9 protein-coding genes and 2 pseudogenes are annotated in these 15,892 nt (G+C 42.1%); 1 reads left to right on the top strand and 10 read right to left on the bottom strand.

Annotated elements, in window-relative coordinates; all coding sequences use genetic code 11:
* Positions 1–72: 72 nt before the first annotated feature.
* The 9 genes from AAEY57_RS00055 to AAEY57_RS00015 form a co-directional block, all read right to left on the bottom strand.
* A complete protein-coding gene (locus AAEY57_RS00055) occupies positions 73–2,730 on the bottom strand; it encodes a glycoside hydrolase family 16 protein (RefSeq protein ID WP_016900600.1) in 2,658 nt (885 codons plus the stop codon).
* A 271-nt stretch (positions 2,731–3,001) separates the two neighbouring features.
* Positions 3,002–3,790, bottom strand: coding sequence for a sterol desaturase family protein (locus tag AAEY57_RS00050; protein WP_138764299.1), 789 nt, complete (start codon positions 3,788–3,790; stop codon positions 3,002–3,004).
* A complete protein-coding gene (locus tag AAEY57_RS00045; protein ID WP_350605540.1) occupies positions 3,783–4,433 on the bottom strand; it encodes a CDP-alcohol phosphatidyltransferase family protein in 651 nt (216 codons plus the stop codon). The genes AAEY57_RS00050 and AAEY57_RS00045 overlap by 8 nt, the downstream gene beginning before the upstream one ends.
* 28 nt (positions 4,434–4,461) lie before the next feature.
* Positions 4,462–5,100: an ATP-binding cassette domain-containing protein gene (locus AAEY57_RS00040; RefSeq protein WP_138764896.1), complete on the bottom strand. Its 639-nt coding sequence runs from the start codon at positions 5,098–5,100 to the stop codon at positions 4,462–4,464.
* A 24-nt stretch (positions 5,101–5,124) separates the two neighbouring features.
* Complete coding sequence (locus AAEY57_RS00035) at positions 5,125–6,840, bottom strand: ABC transporter permease (RefSeq protein ID WP_016900603.1); 1,716 nt, start codon at positions 6,838–6,840, stop codon at positions 5,125–5,127.
* The gene (locus tag AAEY57_RS00030) at positions 6,837–8,114 is read right to left on the bottom strand and encodes an ABC transporter substrate-binding protein (protein ID WP_138764894.1); all 1,278 of its coding nucleotides are present in this window, start codon (positions 8,112–8,114) and stop codon (positions 6,837–6,839) included. Before AAEY57_RS00030 ends, AAEY57_RS00035 begins: the two co-directional genes overlap by 4 nt.
* Positions 8,101–8,925 carry a DUF547 domain-containing protein gene (locus AAEY57_RS00025; RefSeq protein ID WP_013463033.1) on the bottom strand — a complete coding sequence of 275 codons (825 nt, stop codon included), beginning with the start codon at positions 8,923–8,925 and terminating at the stop codon, positions 8,101–8,103. The genes AAEY57_RS00030 and AAEY57_RS00025 overlap by 14 nt, the downstream gene beginning before the upstream one ends.
* Positions 8,906–11,059 (bottom strand): dihydrolipoyl dehydrogenase family protein, encoded by a 2,154-nt coding sequence (locus AAEY57_RS00020; protein WP_350605536.1) that lies wholly within the window; start codon positions 11,057–11,059, stop codon positions 8,906–8,908. Before AAEY57_RS00020 ends, AAEY57_RS00025 begins: the two co-directional genes overlap by 20 nt.
* 14 nt (positions 11,060–11,073) lie before the next feature.
* Positions 11,074–13,428 carry a TonB-dependent receptor gene (locus AAEY57_RS00015; RefSeq protein ID WP_013463035.1) on the bottom strand — a complete coding sequence of 785 codons (2,355 nt, stop codon included), beginning with the start codon at positions 13,426–13,428 and terminating at the stop codon, positions 11,074–11,076.
* A gap of 586 nt (positions 13,429–14,014) precedes the next feature.
* Here AAEY57_RS00015 and AAEY57_RS00010 point away from each other — a divergent pair.
* Positions 14,015–14,338 (top strand): annotated as a pseudogene (locus tag AAEY57_RS00010) (hypothetical protein); the annotation flags it as partial.
* A gap of 359 nt (positions 14,339–14,697) precedes the next feature.
* Here AAEY57_RS00010 and AAEY57_RS00005 read toward each other — a convergent pair.
* Positions 14,698–15,813 (bottom strand): annotated as a pseudogene (locus AAEY57_RS00005) (RluA family pseudouridine synthase); the annotation flags it as partial.
* Between the last annotated feature and the right edge of the window lie 79 nt (positions 15,814–15,892).

Genomic DNA, 15,892 nt, shown 5'->3' with positions numbered 1-15,892 from the left:
TTGCTCTGCTTTTACTTAATTTATTACGGTAAGTAGGTACTTTTAATTTAGTACCTACCACTGAATTAGGGTTTATGGGTTAGCGATAACCACATTGTCGATACGATAAACTGCACCTTCACCTGTTCCCCACGCTGGGAAAACCATCAGTACATTGATATCGCTAATGTCTAAACCTGCATCAAATAATGATTGCACTGTAAACGTGTATGTTTGCCATTGCCCAATAACCGGTACTTCACCTTCAACGCTTTGTGCAAGAGGAAGCTCTACCGCCGTTGCTGCACCTGTTGACTCAATTTTAAATGTCCACACTGAGTCAGGATCATTTGGTGGTGTCACCATTTTCATTTCAAATTGCACAACACCATTTGCTAATATTGCTGATGCATCAAAAGAAACACCTTCGTCAGCTAAAAAGCCCATTACTGTTGGTGTAGCACCAATAACAAACTCAGCCACTGTGCCGTGTTCAGCATCGTCAGTTTCTTCAGTCGGTGTAGAGCCACCACAACAGTCCCAAATACTCCACATATCTGCGGCTGTATCTTGGAAAATAGTGATTTCATCGCCTGCTGATGCACTCGGATCGTACATTTTAGCGTTATCAACACGGTAAACCGCACCTTCACCTGTGCCCCATGCTGGGAATATCATCACTACATCAATGGCACTAACATCTAAACCTGCGCCCGCTAAGTCAGCGAATGTAAAGGTATAAGTTTTCCACTCACCAGCAACGGGTGCATCGCCAGCATCGGTTAATGGAAGCTCTACCGCTGTATCGCCTTCATTAGATTCAATCTTCATTGTCCAAACAGCTGCTGGATCATTTGGATTTGACATTACTTTTACATCAAACTGTAGTACACCATTTTCTAAAATACTTGTTGCATCAAATGGTTTACCACTACCACCGGCTGAGGTGCGAGTATTAAAGCCCATTACAGTGGGTGCTTCGCCAATGCTAAACTCTGCGGTTAAACCGTGTTCTTCATCATCTACTACCTCAATTGGTGTTGAACCGCCACAACAATCCCACATTGGCCAATCTAGATTTTGTCCGTCTGTGAATAGGTCAACTTCTGGGCTTCCAGGTAAATCACCTTCAATCGCAACATTGGTAATTAAATATTCAGCGCCTGCACCTGTTTGCCATGCTGGGAATACCATTAATACATCAATGGCACTTAAATCTAAGCCTCTTTCTTGTAGTAAAGAAAGTGGGAATGTATAGGTTTGCCATTGGCCAGTAACAGGAGTAACACCTTCATTACTATCGCTAAGGGCTACATCGCCGGTATTAGGACCACCATCACCCGCTTCGGCTTTTAATAACCAAGTAGTTGAAGATGTTGGTGGCGTTACTACTTTCATATCAAAGGTGAGTCGACCATTTAAATCAAGTAGAGGTGATGCATCAAATGGAGATGAAGTGCCAGTAAAATCATCAGGGAAGTGACCACCGCGGGTAGAGAAACCAAGCACAGTCCCGTTATTATCGTTAATGTTAAACTTAATTACGTCGCCTTTGTCAGCGTCAGTAATGGTTTCTGGTGTTGTTCCACCGCAACAATCCCATGCGATCCAGTTGGCATTTAAGCTGCCATCAAAAATATCAAGATTCTTTGCAACACCATCACTTGGCGGGGTAGGTACAGGGGCTTTACCTTCAACAAGTGCATCTTCTAGGCTATCGTAACCTGGGCGGACTGTTTCACAGCCTTTACCTGTGGTTGGGTTAGAGGCACATTCGTAAACACGCACGTAATCAATTTCAAAACTTTGACCTTCTGCAAATGCTGCAGCGTCAACGCCTAAGTTATTTACGTTTTCAGGCCAATCACCACCAACAGCATTGTTTAAAATAAGGTAAAAGTCTTTATCAAATGGGGCATTATCCCAATGCGTTGTTAGCTCGCCGCTACCTTGTTCAAAGTATTCAGCAAACCAACCTTTATGCTTTAAGCCAACAGGTTCATCTTTTGAATTGTAACGAACTTCAGAGCGACGTTGAGTGGCGTATAAATAGCCATCTACGTACCAGCGAATTTCGCCTTCTTGCCATTCAATTGCGTAGGTATGAAAATCGTCTGCAGGATTCATCCCTTCAGGGAATGTATACGCTTTACCTGAACTTGAGTTATTTGGCCATTCGCGACCATAGTGAAGTGTGCCATGAATATTAGCTTCAACGGTGCCATCTTCAGCAACTGTTTTTAAATTTACCGCTTCTAAAATATCAATTTCGCCAGAGCGCGGCCAAGTACCATATTCTTCATCGGTTGGCATCATCCAAAAAGCTGGCCAGCTACCTTGACCCGAAGGCAACTTTGCACGCATTTCAAAGCGGCCATAAGTAAAGTCTGCGTTGTAACGGGTGTTTAAACGGGCTGATGTGTATGGTTTTTCTGCGCCTTCTTCAGCAGGTAAGGCGACTATGTTTAGTACACCGTCTTTAATAAAGGCGTTTTCTTCACTGTCGGTATAACATTGTTTCTCGTTGTTACCACCGCCAGCGCAGTTTAATTCAAAGTTCCACTTGTTAGTATCAATACTAGTGCTGTCAAACTCATCGTTCCATACCATACGCCAGTCAGAGACTGGTTCAGTAGGGTTTACTTTTTCAATATCTGTAGTAGTGGTTGCTGCGTCACCACCACAACCCGCCAGAGATGCTAATGAAATAGCAGCCAAAAGGCGAGTAATGCGTGTTGTTTCAATGTTCATAACTGAACCCCGTTCAACTGATTATTGTCAGAATATAGTGTATTTGTTGATTTTTTCATTTTTGTAAGCGCTTACATTTTTGTGTGTGATAAATGTAAGCGCTTACAAATAATATGGGGGATTTTTAACTGGGTCAAGAATTTGTTTAAATAATTTACAATTGATTTACTTTTAACAGGGTGTTTTTGTTAACAGGAACGGTTAAACGCCCAAGTAATGTTATAAATAAAGGTTTAAAAGGTGTACATGGGCGTTTTCATTAGTCGTATTGCTATTTTTTAAATGGCATTATTAACAATTGCCACAAGGATGAATTTTGTTCGGGGTTTGGGTATTGGCTCAAACCAAGTGCAATACGTTTATCAGGCTGGTTTGCCTGTGATTTATAGCTGCCAAAAAGTCTATCCCACCAAGTAACACTAAACCCAAAGTTACTGTTTGTTTCTTCGGGGTTTTGGCTGTGATGTATGCGGTGCAGCGCTTGGGTAATAAGGATGAGGCGCAGTGGTTTTTCTATTGCGTTTGGCAAGCGAATATTTGCGTGGTTAAACAGTGCTAACCCATTGAGTGTTATTTCAAATATAAGTACTGCAATGGCGGGCACGCCAAGAGCAGTTATGGCGGCAAGCTTTATCAATATGCTAAGACCTATTTCAATAGGGTGAAAGCGCAGCCCAGTGCTTGTATCTACGTGCGCATCAGCATGGTGAACACGGTGTAAACGCCATAAAACTGGAATTTTATGAAACAATCTGTGTTGCCAATAAATCAGTACATCTAGTAACAGCAGGCTAAGTATAATTGCTACTGAAAGAGGCATAGTTAGTTGATTAAACAAACCGATACTATGTTCTTGGTTATAAAGCGCGGCGGCGGTTAACCCTAAAGGAACCGCTAACCGAGCAATCACTGAAGAGGTAAATACAAGACCAAAATTCGCAACCCAACGTTTAGTGGCTTTTATGGGCGATTGCCGTGCAGGGGTTTGCCACTCAAGCAGCATCATTATGACTAAAATACTTACAAAACATCCAAGCCGCCACCATAATTCGTTATCCATTGGTAGCCTCCGTTTTACTGATATTAGTTTCTTGTTGTTTTAATGTGTGATAACCGCCATAAATACGGGTGAAAATCGTTATGGCGCAAGCTGCAGCAAATAAGCTGGCCATTATGGCAAAGTGCTGCGGCCAAATACAAAAGGCAACAAATAAGGCAATGGTTTCTGTGCCTTCGGTTAAGCCATTTAAGTAGTAAAAACTTTTATATTTAAATTGTGGTTTGTCGAGTTTAAATTTTTCAGCGGCAATTGCAAAGGCCAAAAAGCTGGAACCGGTACCTATAAAAGTAGCCAGTAAAATAGCACCTGCAATGGCATTTTGTGCTGGATTAGCCAAAATAAAGCCCAGTGGAATCGCTGCGTAAAATAAAAAGTCGAGAGTAATATCTAAAAACCCACCCGCGCTAGAACTTTGATTAGCATAGCGGGCTAATGCGCCATCCAGTCCATCTAAAATTCTATTCAACGCAATGGCGATTAATGCGCCATACCACATTTCAAAGGCAAGTAAAGGCACGGCAAACATACCCACTAAAAAACCAAAAACAGTGAGTTGATTAGCTGTAATGCCGCTTTTATTAATGAGCATAACAACCGGTGTTAGTAGTGGCTTTATAATGGGGGTAACATATTTATCTAACATACGTATTGCCTTGAATATGAGTCAGGTTTTAAGCATCAGTGCCTAAAGTAATCACTTTGCCAGCTGTTGCCTCGGCGTCACTGTGGTCGTGTGTAACCATAATGGCAGGCAATTTATGCTCGCGTATTTGACTAAACACCAGTTCGCGGGTATCAACACGCAATTGGGTGTCGAGTTTACTAAAAGGCTCGTCGAGTAAAATAGCTTTAGGTTCGCTGAGCAACATGCGTAGCAGTGCAACACGCGCTTGCTGCCCACCAGATAGGCTGTCGGGATGACGGGCTGCCAATCCTTTTAAGCCAACTTGTTCTAGGGCGTGGTCTATTTTTTCAAGACGCTGCTTTTTATTGCCTTTGGGCATAGCAAAGGCAATATTTCCTGCCACTGTTAAATGCGAAAACAATAAAGCGTCTTGGTAGAGCACCCCAATATGGCGTAAATGCGGGGGGGTGTTATCTATATTTTGCTCATTTAGCCATACTTCGCCTTGTGCCTTAAAGTCTTTGGGCAAACAGCCTGTAAGCCAATTTAATAAGCTTGACTTGCCACTGCCCGATGGCCCCATGATGGTGAGTATTTCGCCGCCATTTACTTGCTCGTTTAAGCTTAGTAACAGCTCGCCTTGACGGTAAAGCTGACAATCTTTGATGTGTAATGATGACTGCATTAAATAGCCTTAATGGTTTTATAGTTAAGCGCGCGCTTTAAAAAAGTATTTAGGTAACACCCATGCCACACCAAAACCAATTAGCGGTAATGCCATTTGTAAAATGGCGTAAACTGCACTGGTGCGTCTGCTTGCGCCATTAGCAAGGGTTACGGCTTCGGTGGTAATGGTACTTATACGCCCGCCACTGGCTAAAAGTGTAGATAAATACTGGCCAAAACTAATCGCCAGCCCAAGCGCTATCGCGATTAAAATAGGGGCGAATAGTTGTGGCAATTTAACCTGTAAAAACACCTTGCAGGGACTTGCCCCCAAGCTTGCGGCAACGCGCGCTAATCGAGGGTCTAAACGCCTGTAACTATCGGCAATAGATAAAAAAACATACGGTAAAACAAATAAAACGTGCACAAATATCACATTAAAAAAGGCATGCTGGCTATTGAGCAGTTGTTGTAACCACACAATACCAAATAAAAACGCAATACTGGGCACTAATAAAGGAAGATAAATAATTAACTGTGTCCATTTCGACAAGAGTTTCGCGTTTAACTGCTCGGCTTCTAAGCACAGCAATACCATAGTGATAGCAAACAGCGTACTTATTCCCCCTATTATTAAGGTATTAAACAAGGGAGTATGTATTTGTGTAAATGCATGTTGAAAATGCAGAAATACCACGCTTGAGGGCACGGTATCCGGAAAACGCCAATAGCCCGCTATTGACCACATCACTAACCCAATTAGCGTAGCAACAATAAAAATTAAAATTAGACTCGTGAAAACATAAGTAAATGTGCAGATCAATTGATGTGCATACTGGCGGCGGCCATTAATAAGTGATTGCTTAAAAACTAGAGCAATGATTTTTTCAAGCAATAGCCACGTTAAGAGTAGTCCAACAGTGACCGCTAATTGTAACAGGGCACCCGCCGAGGCTTTTATTCGCAGGTTTAAATCTACATCGTTAAACCAGTGCATTATAGCAACGGCTAAAGTGGGAGGGGTATTTGGGCCAAGAATGAGTGGCATTTCAACGCTGGCGCTGGCATAAGCAAGTACTGCAAAAATAGGTAAACGTAACAGTGGGTATAAACTGGGTAGCACCACTTTAAAAAACGCCACCATAGGGTAATAACCTAAATTAACCGCAATTTGATGCTGCTTGCGTAGCTTTTTACCAAGTTCGGGTTGCGCCAAAACACCCAATGCAATCAGTAGTAAAAAAGGTAACTCTTTAAGCACAAGCCCAATAATAATGCTCCAGCCAAAAGCGTCGTAAGGTAACGCGCCTTCTGGCGCTAATTGCCAGCCAGTTAACCATGGAGAAAATAAACGAGTAAATAACCCCGATGGCGCAATTAAAAAACTCACCGCAATCGCGGCAGCGGCATGCGGAATAACCAATATTGGACTTAAAATATATTCAATGCGTTTAAGCCACACACTATTAAAAAACGCGCCAAGCATAATGATCATCAGCACAAACGCGATTAAGGTACTAATAAGCCCTGTTCGTATGCTCAGCTCTACCATGTGTGTCAATCCAGGCGTTTGCCATAATGCGTTAAATCCTGCTAAGCCAATATTTGTTTCATTGAGTGCCGGCGCCCAACCAAAGGCAGGTAAAAGCACGCCGATTACCCCCCCTAAAACGGGTAAAGTAAGCAATGCAACCAAACAGTAAGGACTTAGTTTGACCAAAAAGGTAAATAGGCTATTTGAAGCGGGTACTTTATTCATTGGCTAACCCCATAGCGCGTTTGCCAACCTTGCATTATGGCATTAACCCAACTTGGGTGAGGCTCACTGAGTGTGCGTTTTATGCTATTAAAAGGCAGCGCACTTGGGTGCGGTTGTGTGGTTTTAAATAAGGCTTGTTGCTGGGTATTTAGCATTGATTGGATCAACACGGTTTTATCGCCCCAAATAGTGGGCTTTTGTTTATGAGCTTGCGCTTGAGGGCTTAATAAAAAATTAGCGACTAACTGTGCGCCTTGTGCATGGCTTGCATTATACGGTATTGCTACAAAATGGGTGTTACTTAAACTGCCATCATGCATAGCATAACTGCGGGTGCTGGTGGGTAAATCAAAGCGTTGTACTGCAGCGGGCACTTCTGGCGCTGAAAAGGTAAACCCGATACTAAGCTCAGTATCGTCAATTAAGCGGCGCATTTGTGCGCCACTTTGCATAAAATGTTTGCCGCTACGCCAAAGCGCAGGGTGTAATTTATTTAAAAATACCCACAAAGGGTTGAGCACCTCAGTGGTGTTTTTATCTGTAGCTGGCTGGTTTAGCTGTGCTTTTAATTCATCATCGTTGTTGTTATGTAGTACCACTAAAGCGTATTTTAAAAAGCTCATGCCTAAAAAATCAAGCGGCTTTGGGTAACTAAAACGCCCAGGGTTTTGCGCGCTCCAAGTTAATAACTGATGTAGGGTGGTGGGTAATTGATTCGTTGTGCTGCCATCTATTGCTAGGCTGTCGTAATAAAAAGTGAGCGACGCTTGCCCCCAAGGCGCTTCCATCCCGTTTGTAGGCAAACCAAAATCAAAGTTTACCGCGGGGTTATTATTAGGATCGGTTAATGCAAAATTTGGCAGCGTCTGGGCCCAGTCTTTAAGCAGCAAGTCATGCTTACTCATAGCGGCAAAGTTAGCGCCATTGATCCAAATTAAATCGACACTGCCTTGAGCGTGATTATTGGCTGATTTTTCTGCTAATACTCGGCTTACTGCTTCGCTGGTATCGCTTAATTTTACATGCACTAATTCAATATCATATTGCGCTTTGACCTGCTCAGCCACCCATTGAATGTAGGCATTTATTTGCGGATCGCCGCCCCATGCATAAAAATAAACGGGTTGGTTTTTACCTTGGCTTTGGATAGTTTGCCAGCGAGTATCAGAGGGAGAGGTTGCCATGGTTTTAAAGCTAGCAACTAAAACAATGCACAAAGCAATACTCAAAAAACAATATCGGCTGAGTATTTGTATTGGCTTAACGACGTGCATTTAAATTCCAGTTGTAATCTAAAAATTTAATTTTCATGTCATTATTTTGCAGCGCTTTTTGTTGAGCGGGTAGCAGTTTTAATGCATCAGCGTATTGTGCTAAAAACGGGTGTAATGTGTTTGCTCCTTTAAAGCCTTGTTCAAAATCACCGCCGTACCATTTAAAAATAGACGATACATTTAAAGTATTGCCTGTTGCCATGTTGCGGGTGTTGTCTGACAAAAAACGAACAGTTTGCTGGTGTAATTGCTCTTCTAGTTTATCGGCCGAGTAGGCTTCTTCACGAAGTGCAGGGCAACCAATACTGGCGCAGTTTACTGCAAAGTGAATACGCGGGTCGTTGTATTTACCACTACCACGAATTAACTCATGCTCTATATCATCAAGGCTGCGTGTTTTACCCAGCAGCGAAATAAACTCTTTGCTCCACGGTGAACTAAAAAAGCTACCTAACTCTTTGATTGATTCAATATTAGGGTACTGCGTTAATATTAGTTCAACGGTAAAGGCATTATAGGCATTAATTAAAAACGCCAACTGTTTGTGTTTACCCCACGTGTTAAATTCACCTGGTGTGATGGCTGTTAACGTATTTAAATATGCTTTTAATTGGGTATGCTCGTGTTTAATTGCAGCGTAATCAACCTCAGTGCTGTGCCCATGATTAATAGCGACAACATGTTTAGTTAATAGCGTGTTCCAACTATCGTGCAGGTTTTGTGCACTACTTTTAAACGCCGTGACCAGTAGTGCACTTAAAACTAAAAACTTCAATAACGTATACAAAGGCTTAACCTCGGCGCCATGCATGGTATTTTTCAAGCATGTTTAAAACAGTTTGTGGAGCATGGTTACGTTTCCATTCACCAGCGGCATATTTGTTGCCTTCTGCCCATGTTGGGTAGCTGTGAATTGTGCCTAGAATTTTATTAAGGCCAAGGCCGTGTTTCATGGCTAAAACAAATTCAGCAATTAAATCGCCTGCATGCTCAGAAACCACAGTAACTCCGAGTATTTTGTCTTTTCCTTTAGGGGTGATCACCTTAATAAAGCCATTATTGGCGCTCTCAGTAATGGCGCGGTCTAACTCTTCAAACTCAAAGCGGGTGATTTCATAGTCTATGCCTTTATCAATCGCTTCTTGCTCGTTTAGGCCTACGCGCGCGACTTCTGGATCAATGAAGGTGGTCCATGGAATAACACGGTAATCTACTTTAAACTTTTTAAAGTGGCCAAATAAGCCATTAACCGCCGCGTACCACCCCTGATGAGCCGCAACGTGAGTAAACTGGTACGGGCCTACAATATCGCCTGCGGCAAAAATATTAGGGTAGAGTGTTTCTAAGTAGTCGTTAGTTACTATGGTTCGATTAGTTTCTATACCAAGCTCTTCAAGGCCATAGCCTTTGAGGCGTGCGCTTCGGCCAACGGCACACAGTAGCTCATCATATTCAATATCAATTTCGGTGTCGTTGTGCTTCACCACGAGGTACTTTTTACCCTCGCGTGCTTCACAGCGCAGCGCTTGGTGTGAGGTTAAAATATTAACGCCACTATCGGCCAATGATTGGTGTGCAAAAGCTGACACTTCAACATCTTCTTTGATCATAACGCGCTGAGTCATTTCAACTTGCGTCACACTTGAGCCTAAACGAGCAAAGCTTTGTGCAAGCTCACAACCAATCGGGCCCCCACCTAAAACAACCAGTTTTTTGGGCGCTTCGTCGAGCTCGGCAAATTTGCTCCATAAAGTATCGCTGGTAACGTAACCGGTTTCTTCAATATCTGGCAGTGGCGGTATAAACGGGCGTGCACCGGTGGCAATAACAAGTGTGCGAGCGGTAAGAGTTTGCGTGCTGCCATCGTTAAGTTTAATTTCCACTGTCCACGGGTCAATCAATTTTCCATAGCCTTTTAAAACCTCCACACCTAAATTTGTGTAGCGCTCTATGCTGTCGTGCGGGGCTATATCAGCAATGACTTGATGTACACGTGCCATTACTTTTTTAAAGGAAAACTGCGGTGTAGTGTTTTCAAGGCCATAGTTTTCGCCATGGCGCATTTGCTGTGCTATTTTTGCACTTTTAATAATGGCTTTACTAGGCACACAGCCAGTGTTTAAGCAGTCACCACCCATTTCGCCGGCTTCAATTAAGGTGACTTTGGCTTTTACTGCGGCGGCAATATAGCTGGTAACTAAGCCGCCTGCACCCGCGCCAATAACAATCATGTTACGGTCGAATTTTTTGGGCTTAGTGTAGTTTTTATAAACCCGTTGTTTTTTAAATACATTTAAAATCGCTTTCGCAATCAGTGGGAATACACCTAATAGAGCAAATGACAGAATTAAATCTAGTGACAAAATGCCCGATAAACGCTCAATTTGTGCAAGTTGAGTACCGGCATTCACAAATACAAAGGTGCCTGCCAACATACCAATTTGGCTCACCCAATAAAAAGTCCACGACTTAATAGCGGTTAAGCCCATTAATAGGTTAATTAAAAAGAACGGAAATACCGGTACTAAACGCAAAGTAAAAAGGTAAAAAGCGCCTTCTTTATCTACGCCTTTATCTATAGCAGCTAAACGCTCAGGAAACCGTTTTTTAATGGTGTCGCGTAATAAATAGCGTGACACTAAAAAGGCAAGGGTAGCACCAATCGTTGAGGCAAACGACGCCACCAGTAAGCCTTCTACTAAGCCAAATAATGCGCCTGCGGCCAATGTTAAAATAGCTGCGCCGGGTAAAGAGAGAGCCGTTACTACCACATAGAGTAAAAAGAACCCGCCAATAACTAACAACGGCGATTGCGCTTTGTATTGGTTAAACTGATCCATCGACCCTTTTAAGCCATCGAGTGTAAGTAACTGGTGCAAATTAAAATGAAAGAACATGCCAATACCGGCTGCTGCAATCAATAATAACAATAGTTTTTTAATCATATTATCTCTTGGGCTTAAAAGTTATGCGTTAGGGTAAGCTTGGCGTTTATTGGTAATTCAGGGAATGCTAATGTTGCGCCAAAATAGCCGCCTTCAAACACTGGACGCCAGTTATCTTGATTTGTGACGTTGTTCACATCTAATCGCAACTTAGTGCTAGGCGTAAACGCGTAGCTGGTATTGACGTTTAACGTGTATTGGTCACGAATTTTCACTGTTTGTAAAAAATCTAGCGGGTAACTCTTTGTATATAAAGCTGAAAAACCTGCCTGCCATTTCTCATTAATTGAATAACTACCATTAACGCTTAACGATTGCTCAGGAATACCTTGTACTTGGCTATTTGAAGGGGCAAACGCTGTATAACTTGGCGCGCCTATACCATTACCGGCAATAATATCTGGGCGTGAGTTATCAAACGCATCAGCAATTTGCGCCGAGTCTTGGCCAGTCGCAGAGTTATCGTAGCGTGCGTCAATATAGCTATAACCTGCACTTAACCAATATGGGTAAGCGTCGTAAAATACTTGGCCTTCAAAACCTGAGGTACGAATACCGGTATTGCTGCCATCGCGGTTGCGTAAACTACGGCGCTGGCTAAATAGGGCGCCATCAGCATACCAATCGCTGTTGGTAGGCGCATATTTTAAGCCAAATTCTACCAGCGTGTTTTCGGTTGCAAAGTTTTGCGCACTAATCGTGTTGTCACCACCTAAGGTGTTACCACCGGCCATACTATTTGAAGTCGCTTCGTTGTAACTTGCTGCGCCGTAACTTGTAAAATCAGTATTGAGCTTGTAATTAAAACTGATTTGGCCAGATTGCAGCGTGTCGTTAATGCTATCACTGGCTGCTGTTTGTCCTTGTGGCGCTATGGGATCGTGTGCTTCTACATCATAATAATCAAGGCGGTAACCCACACTGGTACGCAGTTTATTTGTCCACTGTGAGTCTTGTTGTATAGCAAAGCCAGTTTGCCAAGAACGCGAGTCGGTGGTGTCTGATAAGTTAAAATCACCACTGCCATCACCGTTTATATCGTATTGACCACCTGGAGATACAAATACACCGGGGCGCAGCTCAACTAAGCGTGCTTTTTGCGCATCGGTTAATGGAATACGACGGTTTGAAAGTGGACCCGTTAAATCAATTGGCGTGTCGGCCTCGGTGGTAAATTGGCTGTATCCAAGTACTTTGTTGTAGCGCACATCAAAGGCTAAGATAGTCTGCTGTTCATTATTCCATTGATACGTTAGTTCAGTGCGGTTTTGTGCGGTATCGGCACCATCTATAATTTCAACAAAACTGTTTTGAGCCACTTCATCACGTTTTAAGTGCTGAAAATAACTAATATTTTTAAGCGACGCTTTATCTGAAAGCTCGCGCTTATAAATACTGTGTAGTAGGTAAGTAGTGGCTTCGTTTTGGTTATCAGGGTCGGTAAGTACGGTGCTGCGATCAATGTTAACTAACCCTGTAGGAGATACAATTGAACCCGCTGCGGGTACTGTGCTGCCGTTTGCTTGAACGCCTTGGCCGGTAATGTAAAGACCATGGTCGATGAGTGCTTGAGTAGGGCGGTTAATACCGGCGTTGTCGGTAAACTCAACCTGATATAGCTCAAAGTTAATATCCCAGCTGCTTTTATCATCAGGCAATACTCGCAGTGCTGCAAAAAGACTGTCACTTTTAGTCCCTGAGTAATCGTAGTAGCTTCCATGATCAAGGTGTTCATAACTCACACGAAAACCAATTTTGTCTTTTACAATCGGTGCGGTGTAATCAAGCTGAGCGGTGTATTGATCCCAACGACCCGCAGAGAGCTTCGCTTTACCTTTGTGTTCTTCAGTGGAGGCTTGCTTAGAGTGTAAATTTACAAAACCACCATTGCGCTGGCTTGAACCAAACAATACTGGAGGAGCGCCTTTAACTACATCTATTTGTTCTACCGCGTTAAATGATAACGGCACACCAAAGCCGTTATTACCTGCTTGGCGACGAGTTCCATCTTGAAAAAGCTCACCTAATTGGCCACGAATAGTGGGTAAGCTTGGTGCACCAAAGCCACTGGCGGCATACGTATTAGGGCTCACAGCAAGTACATCTTGCAAGGTGGTAATGTTAAGTTGTTCTATTAGCTCTTTTGAAATAGGCGTGACTGAACGTGCTATATCTTGCAGTGCTAAATTATCGCCAAAGGGGCCATTTATGGTTGCATCTTTAACAGAAAGTCCTTGAGAATTTAAACTTTGGCCCGCTACTTCAATACGCTCTATGGCATTTTCTGTTACAGGCTTTGTTGTAGCAAAAGCAATAGCGGGTGTATTTAATAAAGCGGCTATAGATACGGCCAAGGATGAATATTTCAAACGTTTTCTCTCTGTAATTGTATGTTGATGGTTATAAAAGACCGAAAGGCTTAAAAATAACTTTCAGCAATTTAACAATATTGTTATTTATTAAAATATTAAAAATAGCTGCTTTGTTAATCGATTTATTAAACAAGCTTAACAGCTATTTACAATTATTATGAAATAAAAGGGAGTTTGTACGGTCTTTATTGCTTATTAGTTTATTTATATCTTTTTTAAGGAAATTTTATGACAGGTTCAATGAATACTGATGTACAAAATCGTTTGCAGTGGTCTTTATTATCGCTTCGGTGTGGGGTGTTTATAGTGATGTAAAGGGCCTGTTTATCTTTCGAGGTTTAATTTGCAGCTGTATGTTTGGCTTTTAGGCAAGGCAGAGCCTATGTAGTGTGGTTATTCCCCATAAATAGGCGATAACGCAGCATAAATGCCAAACAGACCCTGCTCGAAGGGTTCTGCCTAGGGGCGATTTACTCTTTGTTGCTCGGTTTTTACTTAGCCCACTAGGCTACAAACCTCGCGCCGCGATTAAATCGCCCCTAGCTTGAACAAATTTAAATCTGCAAAGGTCAACAGGCCCTAGTGGACGCTAGATAAATTTGTAAATCCGGGGCATAGCGCCCGTATTTTTGAACATTTTTATGGGATCAGTGGCTCTACCGATACTATTGCTTATATTTTAGGTGCACTGCAATTATTGCTAGTAATAGCATTTTTGGTCGGTATTAAAAAACGTATTACTTACGGTGCTATTTTTATAATGCATGGTTTATCTACGCTTTCTTCATATAATCAATACATTGATGGCTTTAATAATTTACTGTTTTTTGCGGCGTGGCCTATGTGGGCTGCGTGTTTTGCGCTTTATTTATTACGCGATCAAGACGTAAAATTTACGATTAAATAATAAAGGCAAAAAAAATGGTTATAAGCGTTAGCCTATAACCAATAAAGTACACAGGGAGTGTAGGAAGTTCTGTTGTACGCAGTAAACGGTTAGTTACCCATTTACTGTGTGTCATCAAAAGCGCTTATTGGCGCTTTTAATCAAATAAAGTGGACTGTAATAAATACTTATTTTTATAAAAGCAAAGCTAATGCCAACTTTTAATGTATTGAAATATATAACTATTTATTATTTATAAGTAGAGGCTTTGCATAATGCAGGTAAATTTTTCTATATTGCAACGGTAAAGGTTACCGACTTTGCAATATAAAAAAATGGCAAGGCTTTTTAAAACAGAGGGGAGTTTTAGTATCGCTGATTTAAAAATCAGCGGCTACTTCAAATTCTAAACGTTGATGAGAAATAGGGTGGGTGAAGGCTAAATACTCGGCATGTAAATGTAAGCGCTCTGCCTCTTCACCATAATGAGTATCGCCAACTATCGGGGTATTTAAACCTAATTGATGAGCGCAATGTACCCGTAACTGATGTGTACGCCCTGTTTTAGGGTATAACTGCAGTCGGGTGGTGTTGTTTTTGCGCTCCAGTACATGCCATGTTGTTAACGACGGTTTACCGGTTTTATAACACACCATTTGGCGTGGTTTATCATCAAAGTCGAGCACAAGAGGTAAATTAATCACTCCGCTATTCTCAGTAATATTGCCCGCCACTAAAGCAACGTAACGCTTTTCAATTGTGCGTTCAATAAACTGTTTTTGCAGCGCTTTATGCGCGCGCTTATTAAGCGCAATAATTAACAGCCCTGAGGTCGACATATCTAACCGATGCACAATAAGTGGGCCAGAAGCCGCGGGGAACTGAGTTTTTATACGCATGTACACTGAATCATCAATATTAATCCCTGGCACCGATAAAAACTCCGCGGGTTTGTTTATTACCAGTAAATCATCGTCTTGATAAACAATAGTTAAGTCTTTTCCTTTTGCAGGGTTTGTTAGTAATGGATTTTCTTCAACATTTAAGCCTTTTAGCATATGACCTAAAATGGGTTGGCATTTGCTATAACACGATGGGTAATAATGTAAGTGATGCCTGATTGCTGATTTAGGCGGTGCACCCCACCAAAATTCGGCCATAGCCACTGGTTTTAAATCGTGCTTGTATGCATATTGTAATAATTTAGGGGCGGCGCAATCCCCCGCTCCCGAAGGTGGAGTGTGCTCAGGAAGTTTGGCAAAAATAGCATTCAGATCGGTCACTTCACCGTGTGCATTTAAAAATTGGTATTGAGCAAATAATTTCTTTTGTAGGTTTTTTGAGAGTGTTTTGCGGCGCTTTTTTAATCCGTTAATTTCACCCAGCATAGCTGCTTGGGTTTGCTCAAGCGCTGTAATTTGCGTTTGCCAGTCTTGCTTTAATGCCTGCAGTTGTTTTTTCTCAACAATACTCTGCCCAGCTAAGGTTGTTTTAAGTTACCTGAATCTCGTTTAAGAAAATTGAACTAAATGCCTGTTCCGAGATCCGATCTTTCGACCAAGAACGATTGGATAA

Source organism: Pseudoalteromonas sp. MER144-MNA-CIBAN-0113 (genome assembly GCF_040308965.1).
In the GTDB taxonomy this organism is placed as follows: domain Bacteria; phylum Pseudomonadota; class Gammaproteobacteria; order Enterobacterales; family Alteromonadaceae; genus Pseudoalteromonas; species Pseudoalteromonas tetraodonis.
The sequence above is the reverse complement of the archived record's forward strand: the minus strand, read 5'-3'. Positions and strand labels throughout refer to the sequence as shown.

Coding starts and splice junctions, on each gene's coding strand:
- AAEY57_RS00055 (WP_016900600.1), bottom strand. CDS start 2,730: ATGAACATTGAAACAACACGCATTACTCGCCTTTTGGCTGCTATTTCA.
- AAEY57_RS00050 (WP_138764299.1), bottom strand. CDS start 3,790: ATGGATAACGAATTATGGTGGCGGCTTGGATGTTTTGTAAGTATTTTA.
- AAEY57_RS00045 (WP_350605540.1), bottom strand. CDS start 4,433: ATGTTAGATAAATATGTTACCCCCATTATAAAGCCACTACTAACACCG.
- AAEY57_RS00040 (WP_138764896.1), bottom strand. CDS start 5,100: ATGCAGTCATCATTACACATCAAAGATTGTCAGCTTTACCGTCAAGGC.
- AAEY57_RS00035 (WP_016900603.1), bottom strand. CDS start 6,840: ATGAATAAAGTACCCGCTTCAAATAGCCTATTTACCTTTTTGGTCAAA.
- AAEY57_RS00030 (WP_138764894.1), bottom strand. CDS start 8,114: ATGCACGTCGTTAAGCCAATACAAATACTCAGCCGATATTGTTTTTTG.
- AAEY57_RS00025 (WP_013463033.1), bottom strand. CDS start 8,925: ATGCATGGCGCCGAGGTTAAGCCTTTGTATACGTTATTGAAGTTTTTA.
- AAEY57_RS00020 (WP_350605536.1), bottom strand. CDS start 11,059: ATGATTAAAAAACTATTGTTATTATTGATTGCAGCAGCCGGTATTGGC.